The sequence below is a fragment of the Streptomyces sp. NPDC057137 genome (assembly GCF_042670825.1).
Lineage (GTDB): Bacteria > Actinomycetota > Actinomycetes > Streptomycetales > Streptomycetaceae > Streptomyces.
In genome coordinates, this window is the sequence record NZ_JBHUUW010000050.1 from 1 (window position 1) to 22,638 (window position 22,638).

Genomic DNA, 22,638 nt, shown 5'->3' on the forward strand with positions numbered 1-22,638 from the left:
GGCCAAGGCCGCACCCGCCGCGCCCGCGGCCCCCGCCGCCAAGCCGGCCGCCGCCAAGCCCGCGGCCGAGCCGAAGCAGGAGCCGGCCGAGGAGCCCACGGGTCCCGAGTACGTGACGCTGCGCGGCCCGTCGGCCGCTGTCGCGAAGAACATGAACGCGTCGCTGGAGGTGCCCACGGCCACGTCCGTGCGCGCCGTCCCGGTGAAGCTGCTCTTCGACAACCGCATCGTCATCAACAACCACCTGAAGCGGGCGCGCGGCGGCAAGATCTCCTTCACGCACCTCATCGGGTACGCGATGGTGCAGGCCATCAAGGCCATGCCGATGATGAACCACTCCTTCGCGGAGAAGGACGGCAAGCCCACCCTGGTCAAGCCGGAGCACATCAACTTCGGTCTCGCCATCGACCTGGTGAAGCCGAACGGCGACCGCCAGCTCGTCGTCGCCGGCATCAAGCAGGCCGAGACGCTCAACTTCTTCGAGTTCTGGCAGGCGTACGAGGACATCGTCCGCCGCGCCCGCGGCAACAAGCTGACGATGGACGACTTCACCGGCGTCACCGTCTCGCTGACCAACCCGGGCGGCCTCGGCACGGTGCACTCCGTGCCGCGTCTGATGCCCGGTCAGTCGGTCATCATGGGCGTCGGTTCGATGGACTACCCGGCGGAGTTCCAGGGCACCTCGCAGGACACCCTGAACAAGCTGGGCATCTCCAAGGTCATGACGCTGACCTCCACGTACGACCACCGCGTCATCCAGGGCGCCGCGTCCGGCGAGTTCCTGCGGATCGTCAGTCAACTGCTGCTCGGCGAGAACGAGTTCTACGACGAGATCTTCCAGGCGCTGCGGATCCCGTACGAGCCGGTCCGCTGGCTCAAGGACATCGACGCGTCGCACGACGAGGACGTCACGAAGCCCGCACGGGTCTTCGAGCTGATCCACTCCTACCGGGTGCGCGGCCATGTCATGGCCGACACCGACCCGTTGGAGTACCGCCAGCGCAAGCACCCCGACCTGGACATCACCGAGCACGGGCTCACGCTGTGGGACCTGGAGCGGGAGTTCGCGGTCGGCGGCTTCGCCGGCCAGTCGATGATGAAGCTGCGCGACATCCTGGGTGTGCTGCGCAACTCGTACTGCCGCACCACCGGCGTCGAGTTCATGCACATCCAGGACCCGAAGCAGCGCAAGTGGCTCCAGGACCGTATCGAGCGCTCCAACTCCAAGCCGGAGCGCGAGGAGCAGTTGCGGATCCTGCGCAGGCTCAACGCCGCCGAGGCGTTCGAGACGTTCCTGCAGACCAAGTACGTCGGCCAGAAGCGGTTCTCGCTGGAGGGCGGCGAGTCCGTCATCCCGCTGCTCGACGCGGTCATCGACTCGGCGGCCGAGTCGCGGCTCGACGAGGTCGTCATCGGCATGGCGCACCGCGGCCGGCTGAACGTCCTGGCGAACATCGTCGGCAAGTCGTACGCGCAGATCTTCCGCGAGTTCGAGGGCAACCTCGACCCGAAGTCGATGCACGGCTCCGGCGACGTGAAGTACCACCTGGGCGCCGAGGGCACCTTCACCGGTCTCGACGGCGAGCAGATCAAGGTGTCGCTGGCCGCGAACCCCTCGCACCTGGAGGCGGTCGACCCGGTCCTCGAAGGCATCGCGCGCGCCAAGCAGGACATCATCAACAAGGCGGGCACGGACTTCACCGTGCTGCCCGTCGCGCTGCACGGCGACGCGGCCTTCGCGGGCCAGGGTGTGGTCGCCGAGACGCTCAACATGTCGCAGCTGCGCGGCTACCGCACCGGCGGCACGGTGCATGTGGTGATCAACAACCAGGTCGGCTTCACCGCCGCCCCGGAGGCCTCGCGCTCCTCGATGTACGCGACGGACGTCGCGCGCATGATCGAGGCGCCGATCATCCACGTCAACGGTGACGACCCGGAGGCGTGCGTCCGGGTGGCGCGGCTCGCGTTCGAGTTCCGCCAGACGTTCAACAAGGACGTCGTGATCGACATGATCTGCTACCGCAGGCGCGGTCACAACGAGGGCGACAACCCGCAGTTCACCAACCCGCAGATGGTCACCCTGATCGACAAGAAGCGCTCGGTGCGCAAGCTCTACACCGAGTCGCTGATCGGTCGCGGCGACATCACGCTGGAAGAGGCGGAGCAGGCGCTCCAGGACTTCCAGGGCCAGTTGGAGAAGGTGTTCGCCGAGGTCCGCGAGGCCACGTCGCACCCGGCTCCGACCCATGTCCCGGACGCCCAGGCCGAGTTCCCGGTCGCGGTCACGACGGCCATCTCGCAGGAGGTCGTCAAGCGGATCGCCGAGTCCCAGGTCAACATCCCCGACAACATCACGGTGCACCCGCGGCTGATGCCGCAGATGCAGCGCCGCGCGGCGTCGGTGGAGGACGGCACCATCGACTGGGGCACCGGCGAGACCCTCGCCATCGGCTCGCTGCTGATGGAGGGCACCCCGGTCCGGCTGTCGGGCCAGGACACCCGTCGCGGTACGTTCGGCCAGCGCCACGCGGTGCTGGTGGACCAGGAGACCGGCGAGGACTACACCCCGCTGCTCTACCTCTCCGACGAGCAGGCCCGCTACAACGTCTACGACTCGCTGCTGAGCGAGTACGCGGCGATGGGCTTCGAGTACGGCTACTCGCTGGCGCGCCCGGAGTCGCTGGTCATGTGGGAGGCCCAGTTCGGCGACTTCGTCAACGGGGCGCAGACGGTCGTCGACGAGTTCATCTCGTCGGCGGAGCAGAAGTGGGGCCAGACCTCGGGCGTCACGCTGCTGCTGCCGCACGGCTACGAGGGCCAGGGCCCGGACCACTCGTCCGCGCGCCCCGAGCGCTTCCTCCAGATGTGCGCGCAGAACAACATGACGGTCGCGATGCCGACCCTGCCGTCGAACTACTTCCACCTGCTGCGCTGGCAGGTCCACAACCCGCACCACAAGCCGCTGGTCGTCTTCACGCCGAAGCTGCTGCTGCGGCTGAAGGCGGCGACGTCGAAGATCGAGGAGTTCGTCACCGGCGGCTTCCGCCCGGTGATCGGCGACACGCTGGCCGAGGCGGGCACGATCAATCCGGCGGACGTCCGCAAGGTCGTCTTCTGCGCGGGCAAGGTCTACTACGACCTGGACGCCGAGCGGCAGAAGCGCGGTCTGACGGACACGGTGATCGTGCGTCTTGAGCGGCTGTACCCGCTGCCGGGTGCGGAGCTCCAGGCGGAGATCGCGAAGTACCCGAACGCCGAGAAGTACCTGTGGGCGCAGGAGGAGCCGGCGAACCAGGGTGCGTGGCCGTTCATCGCGCTCAACCTGATCGACCACCTGGACCTGGCGGTCGGCGCCGACGTCCCGCACGAGGAGCGGCTGCGCCGTATCTCGCGCACCGCGTCCTCGTCCCCGGCGGTCGGCTCGGCCAAGCGGCACCAGGCGGAGCAGGCGCAGCTGTGCGCCGAGGTGTTCGACGCCTGACGGAGGCTGTGACACGTACGGAGGAGGGCCCGGCACCGCGCGGAAGCGGTGCCGGGCCCTCCTGTGCGTACCCGTGTGTACGAACGGGGCGGGGCGTCGGCCCGGATCAGCCCAGATACGGCTCGAAGTCCCAGTAGGGCCGCACCCGTTGGCGCGCCGACAGCGTGTGCTGGTGCTGCGCGCCCATCGTGCGCGTCAGCTTCTGCAGCGCGTCCTCCTCGACCTTGTCCGCCTCCTCGCGCTGCTGGAGCGCCCGCAGATCGGCCGCGAGCGCCGTCTGGCTGGAGAGCGTCAGCGGATGGTCGTCGCCGAGCGCGGCACGGGAGCGCCGCAGCGTCTCCCTGCTCAGCTCGGCGGCCTCCTCCAGACGGCCGGTGAGATTGCGCCCGCCCGCCGCGTTCAGCGCGCAGCCCAGCGTCCACGGGTGGTCGTCGCCGAGGAGGGTGCGCAGCCCGGTCAGCGCCTGCTCGAAGAGGACGAGCGCGCCGTCCCTGTTCCCCTCGGCCTGCATGAGGAGGCCGACGTTGGACTGCATGCCGGTCGGTACGGGGTGGGCCGGGCCGACCAGAGCGCGGTAGGTGCCCTCGGCCTCGGCGAGGAGGTCCCTGGCCTTGGCCAGATCGCCGTGCACCCGCAGGTAGTTGGCGTAGTCGGTGACGAGCATCAGGTTGTTGTGATGACCCTTGCCGTTCACCCGCTCGTGGCGGGCGAGCAGGTCGGCCATGACCGGACCGATGTCCTCGCCCTGGGACCCCGCCCTGCGCTTGCACAGGATGAGGTTGTGCTGCGCCCACAGCGTCTGCGGGTGCCGCTCGCCGAGGACCTGGATCTGGGTCCGCACGATCAGGTCCTGGCGGGCCAGGGCGTCGTGGTAGCGGCCGAGGAGCCGCAGGTCGCGGGCGCAGGCGTTGCCCGAGTGCAGGGTGTCGGAGTGCCGGGCGCGCAGGACCGCCTCGCGTTTGCGGAGCGTGTCGAGGTCGGTCTCGTAGGCCTTCTCGTACTGGCCGAGGAGCCGCAGGACGACGCCCAGGTTGTGCTGGGCGTGAAGAGTGGTCCACTCGTCGGCGCCGCGAAGCTCCCGGCCGACCTCGACGACGTCCCGCTGGAGCCGGTACGACTCCGGATAGCGGCCCAGGAACCGCAGGTCGGAGCTGAGTCCGCTGTTGGCCGTCATCAGCCTGACCGGGTCGGGCTCCGGCTGGGCCAGCAGCAGATCGAGGACCGCGCCGTCCCGGTCGTACGCCTCGTGGAACCGGCCGCTCGCCCGCAGCATCACCGTGGTCTGCGCCGTCAGCTCCAGCATGTGCTCGGAGTCGGGCGCGAACAGGCCGGCCCACTTCTCCCTGACCCGCGCGGCCAGGTCCATGCCCACCGTGTACTCGCCGCTGTTGTAGCAGTATTCAAGGCAGTTGAGGATGAGTTGGATCGTGCGCGGGTGGGTGCTCTCCAGCGAGCCGGAGGTTTCGAGCTGCGGCAGGATCTCGGCGTACCGGGGCCACCGCCTGCTGTCGGAGGGCTCACCGGGGTCGCTGCCGACGAGGACCTGGCGGACCACGGCGCGGTGGATCTCACGGTCGTCCCCGGCGATGAGCCGGCTGACGATGCCGTGCACGACGCGGTGCATATGGACGGACTCCTGGCGGGGCCCTCCGTCGTTGCCGGCCGACACGGACGCGCTCCGTGAATCCTTCGTGATGACCGAGTAGTTGGCGAGAGTGTCCAGCGCGCGCGGCCAGTCGGGGCTGTTGTCGGCGATCCAGCGAAGCTGCTCGGGGAGGTCGGCGGGGGTCACGCCGCGGACCAGTCCGATGGGGATACGGCCGGGCGCGAAGCAGGCGCAGAGCTTGAGGAGTTCGAGGGCGCGCGGCTCGGACTCGCGTACCCGGTTGAAGAGCATCGACCAGGAGGTGAGCGAGGAGCTGGGGTAGTTGCCCAGTTCGGAGACCTCGTCCAGGGGGTTGATCTCACCGCTGTGGACCTTGTCGAGGTAGTCCGGTACGGGCATCCGCATCTCACCGAGGAGCGCCGCCGCGTGCGCCATCTGGAGCGGCAGGTCCTGGAACTCGGCGGCGACCTCGTCGGCCTCGGCCGCCGTGATGTGCGGTGCCCGGCGCATCAGATAGCCGGTCGACTCGGCGCGGGCGAAGACGGGCACCTCCACGACGTCGCCCATGCTGCGCCAGCCGTGGTTGCGGGAGGTGATCAGGACATGGCCGGTGCCGCCCTGGGGCAGCATGCGGGCGGCCTCGTCCACATCCTCCCAGCCGTCGAAGATCACCAGCCAGCGGGCGTGCGGATCGCCGCGGCGCAGCGCGTCGCGCACCGCGCGGATCCGCTCGCCGGGCTCGGAGCCGCTGCGCAGCCCCAGTGCCGGTGCCAGCTCGCCGAACCGGTCGCGCTGGGTGCCGCGCTGGTCGGAGTTGACCCACCACACGACGTCGTAGTCCGGCATGAAGCGGTGCGCGTACTCCACGGCGAGCTGGGTCTTGCCGATGCCCGCCATTCCCACCAGGGCGCAGACGGACGCGCCCGGCTCGACGTCGGAGAGCGATTCCTGCACCCGGTTGAGCAGTTCGTCACGCCCGGTGAAGCGGTTGTTGCGGCGCGGCACCTCGCCCCAGACGGCGGGTGCGTCGCTGGGGTAGCGGGAGTCGGCGCCCCCGGTGTCGGCGCGGAACGCGGCCGGGTCGAGGGACAGGCGTGTCAACAGGCGCCGCTCGGCCTCCTGTTCGCCGATGCCCCACAGGTCGACCGGTTCCAGGACGGCGGTGGCCGGCAGCAGCGCGCGGTTGGTCAGGTTGACGGCGGCGAACCGGTCGGCGTTGTCGGCGACGAAGCCGCGCAGGACGTCGTTCCACTCGCCCTCACGACGGGGTCCGAGCTGGAAGAACCAGTCGCTGAGCACCAGCAGGACCCGGCCTCTGGCCAGCAGGAGATCGCCGAGGGCGTCCTCCAGGGGCTGTTCGCGGTCGGGGTCCCAGCGGTGCGAGGTGACCCGGTGGCCGTGGGCTTCGAGCCGGCGCGCGATCCAGGTGGCCCACGGCCGGTGATGTCCCGGGAAAGCGACCACGAAATGCTGGGACTCCTGATCGGGTCCGCCGTCCCCCGCCAGGTGCCGCTGAGCGACCATGCGCGCGTCTCCTCATCCATCCGTCGATCCATGCCGTTCCCTGACGGCGCGTTAGATACGTTACCGAACGTCACCATCACCGGACAGGGAATCGGACAGTGCGTACGGGCTATTCGGGACCTGCCCGAGCGACGTCAGGTGCTGTTTCATCGATACGACGAAACGCTGCCCCTGCTCGGTGAGTTGGTGGCTGCCCAGCAGGACGGGGAGCGCGTCGGCGACCTGAGCCCGGTACTCCTCGCGGCGGGTGCGGGCCGCCCGGCGGGCGGCCGGGGCCGCGCCGGGGCGGTCGGCGACGCGCGACCACAGGTCGGCGAGGGCGAGGTGCGCGTACGTCCCCTGGAGTACGCCGTCGAGGGGGCGCGGGTCCGCGCGCCACGCGACCCGGTGGACGGCCGCGCCGTCCGCGTGGTGCAGCGCGACGAGGTCCGCGAGGACGGCGAGCTTGCTGTGGGCGAGTTCATGGACGAGCACCTCGGCGAATCGCCGGGCGGTGTCGGGGAGCGCGGTGTGGACGGCCCACGGCGCCGCCCGGAGGGTGCCGCTGGACGCGCCTTCGGCGCCTTTGTCGACCGGGGCCATCGGGACCACGGACCGTACGAGCCGGGTGACTTCGGCGGCGCGCCAGGGGTCCGCGGCCTTCAGTAAGGAGACCGCGGCGCGCCAGCGGGTGAGCCAGACGGCGCGGTCGGGCCGCCGTGTCACGTCCACGGCGGGGGCGTGTCCGGTGCCGAGGTCGTCGAGCCGGCCGGTACTGCCCGGCAGCACGGCCAGGGAGTGCCAGCCCGCCCCCGCCCCCCGGCCGTCGGGCCGTAGAAGCACGGAGCGGGCGGGGTGGCCCACAGGGGTGAGCAGCGTGCCGCGCGGGCCGCAGCGGATCCGTACGCGGGGTGTGCGGGCGTCGTGGACGCCGATGCCGGGCAGGACGAGGCGCCCGTCCGCGGTGGGGAGCACGGTGTCGAGCCGGGCTCCGGTGCGCAGTGCCGTACCGACGGCGATCCCGCCGAGGGGGTGGAGTGCGGCGGCGAGGCCGTCCGCTCCGGGCGCGTTGAGGGCGTCCACGACCCAGCCGCCGACGGCGGGGTAGTCGAGGAGCCTGCGGGCGGCGGCGGGCGCGGGTGACTCGGCCCGCTCCAGGAGGCCCCAGTCCCGGTCGAACGCGACTCGGGCGTCCGCCGCCAGGCCGGCCCGCTCGACCTTGGCGAGGAGAGCTTTGAGCAGGACCAGCCGGCGGCTGTGCAGGGCGGCCTGCAGCAGGTCGATGTCGGGGGTCCGCTGGCGGGTGGCGGCGAGCCGTACGAGGGCACCGGGCGGGACCGCGAGAGTCCCCGGTGCCGGAGCCATTACCTCCGCTCCGCGCGGAGACTGGCCGAATCCCGTCGTCGACCGGGCCGTCTCACTGCCCGTCTTTCCACAGATCGGTGAGCGAGTCGGGACAGCGGAGCACGTCCTCGACGGCCGACGTCAGCGCGGCGTCGTCGAGTCTCCGCAGGGTGCGCAGATCGACCCCGGTGAGATCGGGGAGCACAGGGCTGCCGGGAATCCCACTGACCTGCCCCGCGGATCCGGCCACACGTTGCTCCAGCACCCTCTGCTCCTCCCAGTACCCCCGATGCCCCCGAAGCCCGGTGCTGAAAGTCCCGCCCGGCTCAGGGCGCGCGGCCCGCGCGGCGGGCGTGAGCCCCGCCCTGTGGGCGGACGACGCTACTTTCACCACACGCCTCAGGAGGCGATGCCGTGAGGGTTCTACTTCCCGAGGGCCACGATTCGGAAACCCGTTCGCCACATGGGGAGTTGGTGTTCCGGCCGTGGGACGTGACTCCGGGGACACCCGGTGGGGAGCGCATGCCGGGCGCGTGGATGCATGCGCCGGTCGCGTACGCCCATGGGTGCTGAACCGCACGTCGGCGGGCCCCGAGCCCCCTCACCAGGACCCGTTCTCAGTGCGCCAGCGCCTCCGCCCGCTCGCGGGTCGCCCGTGCCTCGTCCTCCGGGATCGGGGTGCCCTGTTCCGTCAGGCCACGCCAGTGGCGGTCCGCGGCCCGGTAGTCGGCCAGGGCCGCGAAGGGGCGTGCCATCCGCTCGTACAGTTCGCCGCGGCCGTGCAGCGCGCGGGCCGCCGTGAGCGACGGCGGTTCGGTGATCTCGCGCAGCGCCCGCCCGTAGTCCGACTCCACCGAGGCGAGGTGCGACTCCGGATCCGGCAGGTCCAGCCGGGCGCCGGCCAGCGTCAGCCAGGAGCGGGCCCGGGTGGCCGGGTCGGCGGCGCGGCGGGCCGCCAGCTCCAGGAGGTGGCAGCCCTCGTAGACGTCGGGCAGGAAGCCGCCGCCCACGCGGTCGTCGCGGTAGCGGTCCAGCAGGGCCGTCCCGAGCAGCAGATGGAGGCGCCAGCGGAGCGGGGCCTTGGACGTGACGTTCGTGAGGGCTTCGCGCAGGATGCCCTCCGCGCGGTCGGGGCGGCCGCTCTCGGTGAGCAGCATCTCGCCCCATTCGGCGAGGAGTTCGCACCGGACGTGGCTGTCGCGCGGTGCGCTCCGCTCGGCCTGCCGGTACGCGGTCGCCGCCGACTCCCAGTCCCGCGCCTCACGGTGGATCCGGGCCCGCTCGTGCCGGGCGCGCAGCAGCAGCGGGGCGCTGTCCTCGGCCGCCGACTCGGCCGCGTCGGTCAGGGTGAGCAGTTCCGCCCTGTCGTGCTCGCGCGTCAGCCGCAGGGCGGCCACGAGGTCGAGGAGCGCGCCGGCGCGGCGGTGCGGGGGCGCCTCCAGGTCGTCCAACAGGGCCAGCGCGGACCGCAGTTCGGTTACGGCGGCGGTGGCGGGCTCCTCCCGTTCGGGCACCGTCCTGGCGAGGTCGAGCAGGACCCGGCCCATCCGCAGGCGGCGCGCCGTCCGCGTGGCGAGGTCTCCCCCGTCGGGCATCTCGGCCAGCCCGGCCACCGCCGCGCGCAGCCACCGAATGTCGTGGTCCTGGCGCCACAGTTCGTGCCGGACGTCCGCGCGGGCGACCGCCGTCGCCGGCTCGTGTCCGGTGAGCAGCCCCTCGGCGCGTACCAGCAGCCGGTGCGCCTCCTCGGGATCGCGGCGCGCCTCCGCCGTGTTGGCGCGGGCGAACAGCACCCGCCCCAGCAGATGCCGTGAGCGCCCGTCGCCGTCGGCGGCCAGCGCCGCCTCGGCGAGCGCCTGCGCGTCGAAGAGCATCTGCCGGTCGCGCCGGTCGCGCCAGAGCCCGAGCAGCCGCTCCACCTCGTCGAGCCTGCCGGGCACCGGCCGTACGGGCCGGTACCAGCGCACCACGCGCGCGGGGACCTGCGCGAACAGTTCCTCGTCGGCCTGCGGCCCGCCGTCGGGGTCCTCCGGCACCGTCGGCTCGTCGGCCTCCTGCCCCTGGAGGCGGGCGACGGCCAGCGCCGGGAAGTTGCGCATGCCCTTGCCGAAGCGCCGGGTGACGTACTCCGACAGGTATTTGAGGACCAGCTCGGCGGCGCCCCGGTCGAGCATTTCCAGCAGCAGTTCGCGTACGCCGGGCGCGAAGTCGTAGCGCGGTCCCGGCACGTCGACGGTGTCGGGCAGCCGCTCCAGCAGTCCGCCGAGGAGCACTTCGGCCAGTTGCATGGGGCCGGTGTCGGGGAGCAGCGCCTCCTGGACGAGCTGCATGACGGGCAGATAGAGCGGTACGGCCGCCAGGTGCACGGCCAGTTCGAGCGCGCCGGGTGACGCGCCGGAGCGGAAGTCGCGCAGCCGCGCCTGCGGGGTGCGCGCCCCTCCGTACGGCCCCGACGCGGGCTGCGCCGGGTGCCGCGGCAGCACCCAGGCCGCCGCGCCGCGCATCGTACGGGTACCGGTGCCGCCGAGCAGTTGGGCCCAGCGGCCGAGGACCCGGTCGGTCGGCAGCAGGACGGGCACCGGGAGCGCCCCGGCGGGCGGCTCCGCGCGGCCGTGCCTCTCGTCGGCGACGAACCGCGTGCCGCGCCCCACGCCGGGCTCGTGCACGAGCATCCCCGGATCGGCGGGCAGCGCCGTACGGTCCCACAGGCGCGGCGGCAGCGGCTGGACGACGGCGATCTGGGAGACCTCGGCCCAGCGGTACAGCAGCCGCTGGGCGCCGCCGGACTGCCACAGCGGCCCCACGCAGTCGCTGATGACGAGGGTGAGCCGGCGGCCGGTGACGTCGCGGTGCTGGTCGGCGGGGCGCAGCCGGGTCTGGTGCGGGTCGGGTCCGGTGCCGGCCATCGCCGAACCGTCCGGTCCCTGGTGCAGATAGTGCACCTGGACGTCGCGGAAGGCGCCGAGCCGTTCGCAGGCCTGCCGGAGCCGTTCCAGGGTGAGTTGCCAGACCGACGCGGTCGGGGAGGCGTCCATCAGGAGCAGGATCTCCGCCTCCCGGTGCGCGGCCGGGCGCCGTACGGGACGCAGGAAGCCATCGGCGGCGCTGCGCTCGGCGGTCGCCTCCTCGTCCAGTTCCGCGCCGAGGACGGGCGGGACGGGCGGGCGGTAGCCGCGCAGCGGGCGCAGCGCGCGTTGCAGGCCGAGCAGGCCGGAGAGGGCTCCGGTGGCGGGGGCCCGTATCGGGAAGGACCGGGTCGGGACGGCGTCGGCGCCGGACGGCGCGTAGAGCGAGAGGGGCGCGGTGTGTTCGGCGCTGCGGGGCGGGGGCTCGGGCCGGTGCTCCGGCTCGTCGGCGGGCGGCCGGACGGCCTCGTCGGACCCGGTCGGCCGGGTGGGCGGAGGTTCATGATGCCGAGGACGATCCCCTGTGCGCGGCTGCGGAGCCGTCAGACGCGCCAGCCACACGGCATCGGCCAGCTCTCTGGCCGACACCTCGCGGCCCGCGGCGCGCAACCGGCCGACCAGCTCCGCCAGCCCGTCCGGTCCGGCGGACGGTCCGGCGGACGGCCGGGCGGGGTGCGGGCGGGGCGTGTCGCCGGGGGGCGGGTCGGGGGTGGTCATCCGCCATCACCTCGGACGGTCGAGAGGGCGGAGCAGCATCTCGGCGAGCCTGTTGCGGGTGACCTGTTCGGCGTCGGCCGCCCGCTGGGTCACATACAGCGCGTTCAGCAGCTGGTCGGTGGCGACGACCTCGCCGGGCTCGCGCTGGAGGAACCGCTCGATCAGCTCGGCGCCCTCCTCCAGGGCCTCCTCGCCCAGATGCGCCGCGACCATCGCGGCGAGCTGTTTCTCGCCGGGCGGTTTGAGTTCGAGCTGGATACAGCGGCGCAACAGGGCGGCGGGGAAGTCCCGTTCGCCGTTGGAGGTGAGGATGATGAACGGGAACGCGGTGCACCGCACCCGGCCGCCCGTCACGGTCACCGGTGTCCCGTCGTCGGTGAGGACGTCGGTCGCCGGCTCGCGCTCGACGCGCCGCTCCAGCTCACGGATCGTGAACTCGCCCTCCTCCAGGACGTTCAGGAGGTCGTTCGGCAGGTCGATGTCGCTCTTGTCGAACTCGTCGATGAGCAGCACCCGGGGCAGTCCGTCGGCCGACGGCAGCAGCGCCGTACCGAGCGGGCCGAGCCTGATGTACGACCCGATGGGCGGCTGCCGCACCGCGTCGCCGGAGACCGCACGGTCGAGCTGTACGTCCTGGAGCCTGCCGATCGCGTCGTAGTGGTAGAGGCCGTCCTGGAGGGTCGTACGGCTGACGATGGGCCAGCGCAGCACACGGCCGAGCCGCAGTTCGTGGGCGACGGCGTGCGCGAGCGTCGACTTGCCGGTGCCGGGATTGCCGGTGACGAGCAGCGGACGGCGCAGCTGGAGCGCGGCGTTCACGGCCTCGACCTCGTCGGGGCGCGGGTGGAACGACTCCACGAGGCGCCGTTTGACGCCCAGCCGACGGGCGTTGTCCACCTCTTCGGAGTCCGGTCCCTCCGGCGTACCGTCCGTGCCGGGGCCGTCCGCACCTGCCGAGCCGTCGGGGCTTCGCGCGGTGAACTCCCGCCAGGGGGGCGGATCCGGTAAGTGCCGCGCACCGTCGTGCGGCAGCCCCGCTCCCCGGTAGATGCGCCAGTCGGTCACAGTAGGCTCCTCATCGATGTCAGCCCGGCGTGCGCCCGGCATCCTGGACGTCCGTACCCCGCCCGGCCGTCCGTACCCCGTCCGCAGCAGGTGAGTTGGGGGCATAGGTCTGTCATAGCGGTGGAGCGTGCAGTGGTTCGTCGGGAAGCGCCGGCCTGTGTGGCGGATCGTAGATGAGGACGATGTGCCGTGCCCAGGCCGTCTGCTGGTCGGACCGGTCGGGATCGGCGCTGAGGTTGCGCAGCACCCGTACGCGCTCGCGCAGCGCGCTGCCGGTGGGGGCCTCGCGCACCAACTGGGCGGCCCTGCGGTAGAACTCCGCGCAGTCGTCGTGCCCGTCCTCGCCGGTGCGGCGGCACAGCACCGCGACATGGCCGGCGTGGAAGGCGCGGGTGAGGACGCGCGAGCCGCGCCCGGTGGCCGTACTCGCGCAGTACACCGGCAGGGACGCGCCGGCGATGCCCGCCGTGCTCACCGACAGCCGCGCGTACGCCGCCTCCTCGCCCTCGGGCGCGGTGGCCGTGTGTCCCCGGTCCGGCACGTCCAGACAGAGCGGTACGGCCTCCAGCGGCCCCCGGTCGGTGGCGCGTCTGCCGCGGTTCCACTCCGGGGTCACACCGTCGCGCCGGCGCAACTGGTCGCGCAGGGCGACGACTCGGCGGCGTCCGATCGGGAGCGTGTGCACGCTGGGTGGTTCGTCGGCGCGCGGCAGCCGGGAGCGCCACTCGTCGACGGGCTCGTCGAAGAGGGCGCGGGGCAGCAGGAAGTCGACGGCCGCGACGTACTGCCCGGCGTCGGCGCGGGCCAGCGCCTCGCTCAGACCCTGGCGTACGGCGGCCTCCAGCCCGTGGCGCGGGACGCCCTCCTCGTCGTACCGGACGGTGGTCGTGCCGCCGTCGGGGTTCAGCAGTTGCACGCGCCAGGGGTGGGTGCCGTACATCTCGGGCTCGATGACGACGAGGACGTCGTCGTGGACGGCCTCCAGAACGGGGCCCGCGTCCGCGTCGTCGTCGCGGTCGCCGCCGGCGAGGATCTCCAGGGTCTCCTCGCGGATCACCTCGTTCTCCAGCGCGTCGGCGGCCTTGTGGACCCAGTCACGGAGCTTCTGGGCGCCGGGGCTGTCGCGGCGTGCCCGCAGGGTCAGGTAGACCATCGCCGCGTACAGGACGACGCCTTCCTGTTCGAGGTCCTGCCCCGCCGGGGCGGCTTCGGTGCCCTCGCGCGGGTCGTGGAGCAGTCCCGCGCCCTCACGCCAGGTGCGCGGGTCGTTGGACTCGATGCGCTGGGTGCTGCGCAGCATGCGGCGGCTCGCGCCGTTCACGAGATGCAGCACCTCGCCGGGGCCCGTGGGCGGTTCGACGTCGGCGAACAGCCCGTACAGCTGGGTGCGTGACTGCGGCGTGAAGCTGTGCGGCCGGCCCTGGGCCAGGGCCAGCCGGTGGTGGCGGCGGGGCCAGCAGTCGCCGGGGCCCTCGAACCGCCGCAGATGGTGCCGGTCGTGGGCGCCGACGACCTCCGCCCACGGGGATCCGGCCATCTCGTCGCCGAGGGTGCGCAGCACGGTGATGGACTCGGCGCGGCCGAGGGTGGCGTCGCCCTGCTTCTTGCCCTTGATGACGCCGACGACCGATCCGTACCGGGTGTCGACGACGGGGCCGCCCGAACAGCCGGGCAGCACCAGGGCGCTCTTGAGCCACAGCGCCTTCCCCTGGCGTCCGCCGGTCGCGATCGCCGTCGTGGCGACGAACTCCTCCGCGCCGTGCGCCCCCAGCGTCGCGGCCCAGCCGAACAGCTCGACCTCGGCGGGTGTGGCCGCCGAACGGTCGCTGAGCCAGAGGCAGTCGGCGAAGTCGGCGCCCGGTACCCGTACGAGCGCGAGGTCGTGACCGGCCAGGACATGGGCGATCTCGCCGTCCAGCCGCTCCTCGTCGTAGGTGGTGACCGTGACTGGGCCCCCTGGCTCCCGCTCCATCGCACCCACCCTCTTGTCCACGACATGCGCGCAGGTCACGACCCATTCGGGGGCCACGAAGAAGCCGCTTCCCCAGAAATCGGCACTGCCTGCGTCATACCCGTCGGCGGCGGGGCCGATGCGGACGACTCCCCGGCTCACGGGGGCTTCGAGGGAGCTCATGCGTCAACACGCGGGGAGTAAGAGGGCGTTGGCAGGGCGCGTCGCCCTGTCTCCCGCGATCCGTCCCCCCACGATCCGCTCCCCGGCGATCCGCAGGCGACCTGAGCGTCTTTCATCCGCACCCCGTTCCCCCGAAGTTGAGGCAAGTGGGACGAGGCCAGGGTCTGTCGTTTGGATCTTGCTGGGCTCGCGTGCCCTGGCACCGCGCCTCGCCGCGTTGTCGTCGGTCGGCATGGCTCCGCCATGCCTCCCTCCTCCGCCTTGCGATCCACGGCACCAGACCCCGCTCCCTTATCCAGCCTGATCCAAACGACAGACCCTAGCCCGATGATCCCGAAGTGGGGAGTGGTTCCGGCCCCGGCGAGCCTTCCGGGGCGGGCCGTGCCGCTTCGCGGTCCAGCTGCCAGGTGAGGGTGACGGAGATGGACGCCTTGGCCTCCCCGTCGGCCAGGACGGCGGCCACCCCGGCGCCCGGCTTGACCGCCAGTTCGATACCGAACGTGGCGCTGACCTCGCTCGGTCCCGCCGCCCGCGCCGCGTCCATCACGGTGGCGCCGACCGCGGCGATCACCTCGTTGACGCGGGCGACGCCCGACCGGAGCCGGTCGACGGCCCCGACGTCCTGGAACTCCGACTCGTCCGGCCGCAGCACGCTGACCCTGGCGAGAATGACCTGCCCACCGGGCAGGACCACTTCCTGTACGTCGTGTTCCACCGCCACCACTCCCCCGCTCACCGCACAGCCATGTGCGGGGATACCTCCCCTCCCCACCAGGTAGTTACGCTGATCTCATGTACTTCACTGATCGCGGGATCGAGGAACTGGAGAAGCGGCGCGGCGAGGAGGAGGTCACCTTCAAGTGGCTGGCCGAGCAGCTGCGTACGTTCGTCGATCTCAACCCCGACTTCGAGGTTCCGGTGGAACGTCTGGCCACGTGGCTCGCCCGCCTCGACGACGACGAGGACGACGAGTAGCCCTCGCCGGCATCGCGATAGGTCTTGACTTCCCTTATCCACGATATATCGTGTCTCGCAAGAGACGCGATATGTTGCGTCGTGGCCGGCCACAGGGGGAGTCAGCACCATGGCAGAGTCGACGTGGGAAGTCAGTGAGCCGAAGAAGCTCACCTTCGACGCCCCGGTGACGGCGCTCAGCGTGCGCATCGTGAACGGCACGGTCAACGTCGTCGGCATCGACGAGACCGCGCTGGCCGAGCAGGGCGGCGCGCGCCTGGAGATCTCCGAGATCCACGGCCCGCCCCTGATCGTGACCCGCACGGGCGACACGCTCACCATCGCCTACGAGGACCTCCCCTGGCACAACTTCCTCAAGTGGCTCGACAGCAAGGGCCACCGGCGCCGCGCCGTCGTCTCCCTCACGGTCCCGGCGGGGGCGAGCGTCGAGGTCGGTGTCGTCGGGGCGGGCGCCGTGATCTCCGGGATCAAGGGGCGTACGAATGTGCGCGGCGTGAACGGTGACACCACCCTCGTCGGCCTGGCCGGCCGGGTCGGCGCGGAGACCGTCGCCGGGAACGTGGAGGCGCAGGCCGTCACCGGCGACCTGCGCTTCAGCTCGGTCTCGGGCGATCTGACGGTCGTCGACTGCGCGGGAGGGTCCGTACGGGCCGACAGCGTCAGCGGCGACATGGTCATCGACCTCGAACCCGCAGGCAAACCCACCGACATCAAGGTCAACACGGTCTCGGGCGAGGTGGCCATCCGGCTGCCGCACCCGGCGGACGCGAAGGTCGAGGCGAACACGGCGAGCGGTTCGGTCTCCAACGCGTTCGACGACCTGAGGGTCGGCGGGCAGTGGGGCGCGAAGAAGATCACCGGCACGCTCGGGGCGGGTACGGGGCAGCTCAAGGCGATGACGGTGTCCGGCTCGATCGCCCTGCTCCGCAGGCCACCGGCGGAAGACCCGTACGACGCCGCCCACGCCTCTCCCCCCGCCACGAAGGAGCTCTGACATGCCCCCGGTCTTCGCCCACGGCCGCCTCCGCCTCTACCTGCTCAAACTGCTCGACGAGGCACCGCGCCACGGCTACGAGGTGATCCGGCTGCTGGAGGAGCGCTTCCAGGGCCTGTACGCGCCCTCCGCCGGCACGGTCTACCCGCGGCTGTCCAAACTGGAGGCCGAGGGCCTGGTCACCCACGCCACCGAGGGGGGCCGCAAGGTCTACTCGATCACGGAGGCGGGCCGCGAGGAGTTGGCGGGCCGCAGCGGTGAACTGGCCGACCTGGAGCTGGAGATCCGCGAGTCCGTCTCCGAACTCGCCTCGGAGATCCGCGACGACGTACGGGGCGCGGCGGGCCGGCTGCGCAACGAGATGCGCGCGGCGGCGGCGTCGGCGTCGGCCGGCACCCAGACCAACGGGGAGAACTGGACCGGGGACGGCGAGTCCTGGCGCGCGGCGAAGGAGGAGCTGCGCCGCGCGAAGCAGGAGTGGAAGGAACAGGCCCGCCGGGCGAAGGACGAGTCACGCCGGGCGCGTGAGGACGCGCAGCAGGCGCGCCGCCAGGCCAAGGAGGCGCAGGAGACGGCGCGCGAGGAGATGCTGCGCATCGCGAAGCAGGTCCAGGACCAGGTCCAGGGCCACTTCTCGCGCGGCGACTGGCCGACGGGCGTACGGGAGGGCCTGTCCGAACTGTCGACGCACCTCGGCGGCCTGGCGAAGGGCTCGGCGTGGCCCCCGTACGCCAAACCGGACGCGGACCCCGACTGGGCGGACGACACCCCCACGACGGGCGACCCGGCCCGCGACCTGGACCGCCTGCTGGACCGCTTCCGCGACGACGTCCGCGACGCGGCGCGGGACCACGGCGTGACGGAGACCCAACTGGCCGAAGCCCGCGGCCACTTGTCGACGGCGGCGGCGCACCTTGGCGGCCTGCTGCGGGGGTCGAAGCCGTAGGGTCCGCGCGTGCGGGCCGGTGGTCGTTGTCCTCAAGCGCCGGACGGGCTGGGTGGGTTGCGGTGGTGGCCGGGTGCCGCGAGGACGCTGAGCGCTGAGCTGTTGCGGGGTTCACCTGCGGGCCGGTGGTCGTTGTCCTCAAGCGCCGGACGGGCTGGGTGGTTGCGGTGGTGTCCGGGTGCCGCTCCGGGGTCATGCCCGGACGGCATGATTTACGCCGCGTGCACGGCTCGTTGGACCCGAGGGAACCGGGCTTTCCACGCGGCACAAATCAGCCTGAGTGTCCGGCCACGACCCCTGCGCGTCCCCCTTCCTCCGCGCAGACCGGCGGTAGGTGTGAACAGCGCCACGTGACGGCGTGAGGGGGGCGGGGTCGCAGGAGGGGTGTGTTCGGACACTCAGGCTGACTTGTGCCGCGTGAACAAGGAGGCCACATCGGGTCCAACGAGCGTTGCACGCGGCGTAAGTCACGCCGTCCGGACATACCCCTCCGGAGACCCCGAACCCCGCCCGTCAGCCGACAACCGCAACCGGACTACCCCCGTTCCCCGAACAGCGCCCGCTCCACCGCCCCGTACGTCCCCCCGTGATCCGCGAGCACGTCCGACACCACTCCCGGCCGCGCCGTCAGCGCCAGCAGGATGTGGCCGTCGGTGATCTCCTTGTCGCCGCGGCCCAGTGCGACCCGTAGCGACTGCTCCAGCGTCTTCTTCGCGGCGGGCGTGAACTTCTTGTGGGACGTCCAGCCCCGCTTCACCCGCCCGCCCACCCCCATCGCGCCCGCGCCGTGCGCCTCCTCGACCTTCGAGACGATCTGCGCGACGTCGATCCCGATCTCCGCGAGCGCCGCCTCGTCGGCGTGCGACATGCCGCCCCGCCGGCGCGCGTCCGCCAGCCCCGCCTCCACCGAGTCGCGCCGGTCCAGGATGCCGAGCGAGGCGAAGGCGAACGCCGATCGCGTTCCCTCCGAGTCGAGCAGCGCGAGCAGCATGTGCTCATCGGTGATCTGGGGCGACGCCGTGCGTTCGGCCTGGGTCACGGCGCCCGTCACCACGGCGCGCGCGCCCTTCGTGAACCGTTCGAACATCACTGCCTCCCGTACTTCTTGTGTACCGCCTGCCTGCTGACACCGAGCTGGGCCGCGATCTCCTGCCACGACCAGCCCTGGTTCCGGGCGCTGCGTACCTGGACGGCTTCGAGCTGTTCGAGCAGCCGCCGCAGCGCGGCGACCGCCCTCAGCCCGACGCGGGGGTCGCGGTCACCCGCCCTCTCGGCGAGATCCGTTGCATCGGTCATGGCTGTCAATTTACGTTGACACGCCAACCGTGTCAACCAAAATTGACAGTCAGCCGCGCAGGCGTCGTGCCCAGCGGCGCCGTACGGAGCGGCGCGGACGCGGCTGGACAGGCCAGTTCCCGTGCCGGCCGGGCCGGTGCGGATCGTCCGGCGACGGCAGCGGCATCTGCCGTTCCGCCGCGGCCCGGATCTCGTAGTGCGCCTCGTGCGCGGTCACCCGGAACGCCTCCTCGTACGAGGCCATGGCCGCGGCGATCCCCGCGCCCGCGCTCCCCCGGCGCCTCACGAGCAGCGCGAGCCAGCCGAAGAAGCCCATGACCACCGCGAGGCAGCCGGCGAGCAGAAGCAGCGGCAACAGTGCGTTCACGAAACCCCCTCAGCCGGTCAGCACGATCTTGCCGAACAGATCGCCCGCCGCCATCCGTTCGAAGCCCTCGCGCGCCCGGTCCAGCGGCAGGACGTCGTCGATGACAGGGCGGATACCCGTCGCCGTGCAGAAGGACAGCAGCGCCGCCAGTTCGTCCTTGGTGCCCATCGTCGAGCCGACGATCTTCAGCTCCAGGAAGAAGACCCGGGTCAGCTCGGCGTGCGAGGGCCGGTCGCCGCTGGTGGCGCCGGAGATCACCACGGTGCCGCCGGGCCGCAGGGACTTGATCGAGTGCGACCAGGTCGCGGCGCCGACCGTCTCGATGACGGCGTCCACGCGGTGCGGCAGCCGCGCGCCCGGCTCGAAGGCGTCGGTGGCGCCCAGTTCGACGGCGCGCTTGCGCTTCGCCTCGTCGCGGCTGGTGGCGTACACCCGAAGCCCCGCCGCCTTCCCGAGGACGATCGCCGCGGTCGCGACGCCGCCGCCCGCGCCCTGCACGAGGACGGAATCCCCGGGCCGTACACCTGCGTTGGTGAACAGCATCCGGTACGCGGTCAGCCAGGAGGTCGGCAGACAGGCGGCCTGCTCGAAGGTCAGCCCGGCTGGCTTGGGCAGCAGATTCCAGGTGGGTACGGTGACCCGCTCGGCGAACGTGCCCTGGTAGCGCTCGGTCAGGAGCGAGCGCGGCTCGCGGGGGCCGACGCCGTGGCCGGTCTGGCCGATGACGGAGTGGATGACGACCTCGTTGCCGTCCTCGTCGATCCCGGCGGCGTCGCAGCCGAGGATCATCGGCAACTGGTCCTCCGAGAAGCCGACCCCGCGCAGGGTCCAGAGGTCGTGATGGTTGAGTGAGGCGGCCTTGACGGTCACGGTCGACCAGCCGGGGCGCGGCTCGGGAGCCGGGCGTTCGCCCAGCTCAAGGCCGTTGAGCGGCTGGTCACGGTCGATGCGGGCTGCGTAGGCGGCGAACATGACTTCGACCCTAGAGCGGGGGCGGGACGCGCGGAACCACGCGCGCGTGTGAGGCGGGTCCCGCCCCCGCCGGGGTCCCGCCCCCGCCAGGTCTCAGTCCCTGCGGTACTGGGCGGGCGACGACTTCGTCGCCGGGTCCTCGTACGCGCCCGCCGTGCCCCGGTCCACATGGAACGTGGTCAGGGTGGAGACGGGCGAGGCCGGGTCGCGGCGGTCCCCGATGACCCGCATATGGGTGCTGAATCGTTCCGGCGTGACCTCGTACACGTCGTAGCCGTACCGGTTCCCCTCGAAGTACTGAAGGTGCGGGTTGGCCGCGCCCATCAGCGGCCCGTTGGCGGCGTTCCACTGCGCGTCGTACGCACTGGAACTCACCGAGTGCGCGGTGAACTCCGTTCCCAGGACCGGCGATTCGATGTTGTCGTAGTCCGGCCGGATGTCGTCGACGAACGCGGAGTGCCAGTCGCCCGTGAGGACCACGAGGTCTTCGAGGCCGCTGGTACGCACGTGCTCCAGCACCTCCTCGCGCTCGCCGAGGAAGCCGTCCCACTGGTCGGTGAACATGTAGCCGCCACCGGGGCGGCCCCGCAGCTGGCTGAGCATGATCGAGTTGGCCCAGATGTGCCAGCTGTCGGGCGCGCGGTCGACGGTCTTCTTCAACCAGGCCTTCTGGTCGGCGCCCAGGATGGTGCCGTCGGGGAGGTTCTGCGCGGAGCGGTACTGCCGCAGGTCGAGCACGGCCAGCTCCAGCAGGTCGCCCCAGCGCCGCACCCGGTGGATGTCGATGTCCGGCAGGACCGAGTCCCGGGCGCCGCGGTGCGGCAGGTGCTCGTACCAGGCCTGGTACGCGGCGGCCCGGCGTCCCATGAACGGTGCGCCGCCCCCCGTACCGCTGTAGTCGTTCGCGACCTCGTGGTCGTCCCAGGTCAGGAACCACGGGTGCGCGGCGTGCGCGGCGCGCAGCGAAGGGTCGCCCTTGTAGAGGGCGTGGCGCATCCGGTAGTCGTGCAGCGTGTAGATGGCCGGGCCGTTGTGGTCGCGGATGTCGCTGCCCTCGGGGCCGTGCTCGTATATGTAGTCGCCGAGGTGGATGACGAAGTCCAGGTCCTCCCGGGCGATCCCGGCCAGCGCGGCGTAGTGGCCCTGCGGGTAGTTCTGGCAGTTGGCGGTGGCGAAGCGGGCGCTGCGGACATGACCGGAGGGGGCGGTACGGGTCCGGCCCAGGCGGCTGGTCCTGCCGAGCGCGGTGAACGCGTACCAGTACGTACGGCCGGGGCGCAGCCCGCCGACCGGTACGTGCACGCTGTGCGCGAGCGTCGCGGACGCGGGGACGGTGCCGCGCGCGACGACCCGGCGCAGGGCGCGGTCCTCGGCGACGACCCAGCGGACGTCGACGACCTCGGCGAGCGGCTGCTCGCCCGGCTCGGCGAACGGCTCGGGCGCGAGCCGCGTCCAGAGCACGACGCTGGTGGGCTGCGGGTCGCCGGACCCGACGCCGAGCGTGAACGGCGCCTCGTCGTACGTCGAACCGAGCGCCTGCGCGGCCTCGCGGGCCTGGGCCGGGGAGAGTCCGGCGGTCAGCGGCCAGACCACGTTGAGCGCGCCCGCGACGCCGGCGGCCTTGAGCAGATCACGTCTGTTGAGGGTCACGAGTGCCTCCCCGAGGCGGCGAGGCTGAGTGAGATCGCGTCGGCGTAGCCGTCGTTGGACGTACCCGCGCCGGTGCGGGTGAACGAGAGCTGTACGTGGGCGGAGCGGGCACCCGGCGGTACGGCGGCCTCGGCGCGGCGCTCCAGCATCGCGGTGGCGTGGCCGCGTTCGCCGGCGGTGACGGGGCCGAGGACGGAGAGCGCGAGCGGGGTCCCGGCCCGGTCGCGGAACTCGACGGACAGCCTGACCCCGTCCTCCTGCCCGGCGTACCCGCCGAGCCACCCGCTGAGCACGTACCGGACCCGCCCGGCGTCGACGGCACCGCGCCCGGTGGTGCCGGAGGCGGGAAGGGCCACCTCCTGGACGAGCGTGGTGAGGGGGCTGTTCCCCCCGGAGAAGAACCGTCCCCCGGCCGCGCCGCCGGCCGGTCCGGGATCGTCGGGCGTGGGATACCCGTCCCCGACGTCGTACCCGACGAGCGCGGGCGCCCCCTGCCGTACGCCCCATCCGACCACCTGCCCGACGGGCTCGGCGGTACCTCCGGACCCCTGCTCGGCGTCACCGTTGACAAGCAGATTCACAAGCGCCTCCTGGGTGGGATGTGTAGCGCGAGGATCCCACCAGGTGCGGGTGAATGGGCGGGGTCGGTTGGGTGGCGGCAGGCGGACGGGACGCGGGGCGG

Annotated in this window: 17 protein-coding genes; 4 read left to right on the plus strand and 13 right to left on the minus strand. The window is 72.2% G+C overall.

Annotated elements, in window-relative coordinates:
* Positions 1 to 3,481 (plus strand): multifunctional oxoglutarate decarboxylase/oxoglutarate dehydrogenase thiamine pyrophosphate-binding subunit/dihydrolipoyllysine-residue succinyltransferase subunit (locus tag ACFT9I_RS29645; RefSeq protein ID WP_382569243.1); only part of this gene is annotated, 3,481 nt, incomplete at its 5' end.
* Positions 3,482 to 3,587: 106 nt separating this feature from the next.
* Here ACFT9I_RS29645 and fxsT read toward each other — a convergent pair.
* The 7 genes from fxsT to ACFT9I_RS29680 all read right to left on the minus strand — a co-directional run bounded on the left by fxsT (position 3,588) and on the right by ACFT9I_RS29680 (position 15,471).
* Complete coding sequence (gene fxsT, locus ACFT9I_RS29650; RefSeq protein ID WP_382569245.1) at positions 3,588 to 6,611, minus strand: FxSxx-COOH system tetratricopeptide repeat protein; 3,024 nt, start codon at positions 6,609 to 6,611, stop codon at positions 3,588 to 3,590.
* A 60-nt stretch (positions 6,612 to 6,671) separates the two neighbouring features.
* Positions 6,672 to 7,955, minus strand: coding sequence for an aKG-HExxH-type peptide beta-hydroxylase (locus ACFT9I_RS29655; protein WP_382569247.1), 1,284 nt, complete (start codon positions 7,953 to 7,955; stop codon positions 6,672 to 6,674).
* 52 nt (positions 7,956 to 8,007) lie between these two features.
* Complete coding sequence (locus ACFT9I_RS29660; RefSeq protein ID WP_382569249.1) at positions 8,008 to 8,199, minus strand: hypothetical protein; 192 nt, start codon at positions 8,197 to 8,199, stop codon at positions 8,008 to 8,010.
* Positions 8,200 to 8,551: 352 nt separating this feature from the next.
* The gene (locus tag ACFT9I_RS29665) at positions 8,552 to 11,557 is read right to left on the minus strand and encodes an SAV_2336 N-terminal domain-related protein (protein ID WP_382569251.1); all 3,006 of its coding nucleotides are present in this window, start codon (positions 11,555 to 11,557) and stop codon (positions 8,552 to 8,554) included.
* Between the two features lie 6 nt (positions 11,558 to 11,563).
* Positions 11,564 to 12,622, minus strand: coding sequence for an AAA family ATPase (locus ACFT9I_RS29670; protein ID WP_382569253.1), 1,059 nt, complete (start codon positions 12,620 to 12,622; stop codon positions 11,564 to 11,566).
* A gap of 112 nt (positions 12,623 to 12,734) precedes the next feature.
* Positions 12,735 to 14,756: a trypsin-like peptidase domain-containing protein gene (locus tag ACFT9I_RS29675; protein ID WP_382569255.1), complete on the minus strand. Its 2,022-nt coding sequence runs from the start codon at positions 14,754 to 14,756 to the stop codon at positions 12,735 to 12,737.
* Positions 14,757 to 15,075: 319 nt separating this feature from the next.
* The gene (locus ACFT9I_RS29680; protein ID WP_382569257.1) at positions 15,076 to 15,471 is read right to left on the minus strand and encodes a CU044_2847 family protein; all 396 of its coding nucleotides are present in this window, start codon (positions 15,469 to 15,471) and stop codon (positions 15,076 to 15,078) included.
* 77 nt (positions 15,472 to 15,548) lie between these two features.
* Here ACFT9I_RS29680 and ACFT9I_RS29685 point away from each other — a divergent pair, with 77 nt between their 5' ends.
* The 3 genes from ACFT9I_RS29685 (at position 15,549) to ACFT9I_RS29695 (ending at position 17,671) form a co-directional block, all read left to right on the plus strand.
* Positions 15,549 to 15,731: a DUF6104 family protein gene (locus ACFT9I_RS29685; RefSeq protein ID WP_382569259.1), complete on the plus strand. Its 183-nt coding sequence runs from the start codon at positions 15,549 to 15,551 to the stop codon at positions 15,729 to 15,731.
* Between the two features lie 109 nt (positions 15,732 to 15,840).
* Complete coding sequence (locus ACFT9I_RS29690) at positions 15,841 to 16,725, plus strand: DUF4097 domain-containing protein (protein WP_382569261.1); 885 nt, start codon at positions 15,841 to 15,843, stop codon at positions 16,723 to 16,725.
* Position 16,726: 1 nt separating this feature from the next.
* Entirely contained in the window at positions 16,727 to 17,671 is a 945-nt protein-coding gene (locus tag ACFT9I_RS29695; RefSeq protein WP_382569263.1) for a helix-turn-helix transcriptional regulator, read from the plus strand.
* A gap of 535 nt (positions 17,672 to 18,206) precedes the next feature.
* On the opposite strand, the gene ACFT9I_RS29700 is transcribed toward ACFT9I_RS29695, so the two are convergent.
* The 6 genes from ACFT9I_RS29700 to ACFT9I_RS29725 form a co-directional block, all read right to left on the minus strand.
* Entirely contained in the window at positions 18,207 to 18,758 is a 552-nt protein-coding gene (locus tag ACFT9I_RS29700) for a Clp protease N-terminal domain-containing protein (RefSeq protein WP_382569265.1), read from the minus strand.
* Complete coding sequence (locus ACFT9I_RS29705) at positions 18,758 to 18,967, minus strand: helix-turn-helix domain-containing protein (protein ID WP_069630502.1); 210 nt, start codon at positions 18,965 to 18,967, stop codon at positions 18,758 to 18,760. The genes ACFT9I_RS29700 and ACFT9I_RS29705 overlap by 1 nt, the downstream gene beginning before the upstream one ends.
* Before the next feature lie 49 nt (positions 18,968 to 19,016).
* Positions 19,017 to 19,334: a hypothetical protein gene (locus tag ACFT9I_RS29710; RefSeq protein WP_382569267.1), complete on the minus strand. Its 318-nt coding sequence runs from the start codon at positions 19,332 to 19,334 to the stop codon at positions 19,017 to 19,019.
* A 9-nt stretch (positions 19,335 to 19,343) separates the two neighbouring features.
* The gene (locus tag ACFT9I_RS29715; RefSeq protein WP_382569269.1) at positions 19,344 to 20,306 is read right to left on the minus strand and encodes a zinc-binding dehydrogenase; all 963 of its coding nucleotides are present in this window, start codon (positions 20,304 to 20,306) and stop codon (positions 19,344 to 19,346) included.
* Between the two features lie 93 nt (positions 20,307 to 20,399).
* The gene (locus ACFT9I_RS29720) at positions 20,400 to 21,956 is read right to left on the minus strand and encodes an alkaline phosphatase D family protein (RefSeq protein ID WP_382569271.1); all 1,557 of its coding nucleotides are present in this window, start codon (positions 21,954 to 21,956) and stop codon (positions 20,400 to 20,402) included.
* Complete coding sequence (locus ACFT9I_RS29725) at positions 21,953 to 22,537, minus strand: phosphoesterase (protein ID WP_382569272.1); 585 nt, start codon at positions 22,535 to 22,537, stop codon at positions 21,953 to 21,955. The genes ACFT9I_RS29720 and ACFT9I_RS29725 overlap by 4 nt, the downstream gene beginning before the upstream one ends.
* Positions 22,538 to 22,638 lie beyond the last annotated feature (101 nt).

Coding starts and splice junctions, on each gene's coding strand:
- ACFT9I_RS29655 (WP_382569247.1), bottom strand. CDS start 7,955: ATGGCTCCGGCACCGGGGACTCTCGCGGTCCCGCCCGGTGCCCTCGTA.
- fxsT (WP_382569245.1), bottom strand. CDS start 6,611: ATGGTCGCTCAGCGGCACCTGGCGGGGGACGGCGGACCCGATCAGGAG.
- ACFT9I_RS29715 (WP_382569269.1), bottom strand. CDS start 20,306: ATGTTCGCCGCCTACGCAGCCCGCATCGACCGTGACCAGCCGCTCAAC.
- ACFT9I_RS29690 (WP_382569261.1), top strand. CDS start 15,841: ATGGCAGAGTCGACGTGGGAAGTCAGTGAGCCGAAGAAGCTCACCTTC.
- ACFT9I_RS29675 (WP_382569255.1), bottom strand. CDS start 14,756: ATGAGCTCCCTCGAAGCCCCCGTGAGCCGGGGAGTCGTCCGCATCGGC.
- ACFT9I_RS29700 (WP_382569265.1), bottom strand. CDS start 18,758: ATGTTCGAACGGTTCACGAAGGGCGCGCGCGCCGTGGTGACGGGCGCC.
- ACFT9I_RS29695 (WP_382569263.1), top strand. CDS start 16,727: ATGCCCCCGGTCTTCGCCCACGGCCGCCTCCGCCTCTACCTGCTCAAA.
- ACFT9I_RS29705 (WP_069630502.1), bottom strand. CDS start 18,967: ATGACCGATGCAACGGATCTCGCCGAGAGGGCGGGTGACCGCGACCCC.
- ACFT9I_RS29685 (WP_382569259.1), top strand. CDS start 15,549: ATGTACTTCACTGATCGCGGGATCGAGGAACTGGAGAAGCGGCGCGGC.
- ACFT9I_RS29665 (WP_382569251.1), bottom strand. CDS start 11,557: ATGACCACCCCCGACCCGCCCCCCGGCGACACGCCCCGCCCGCACCCC.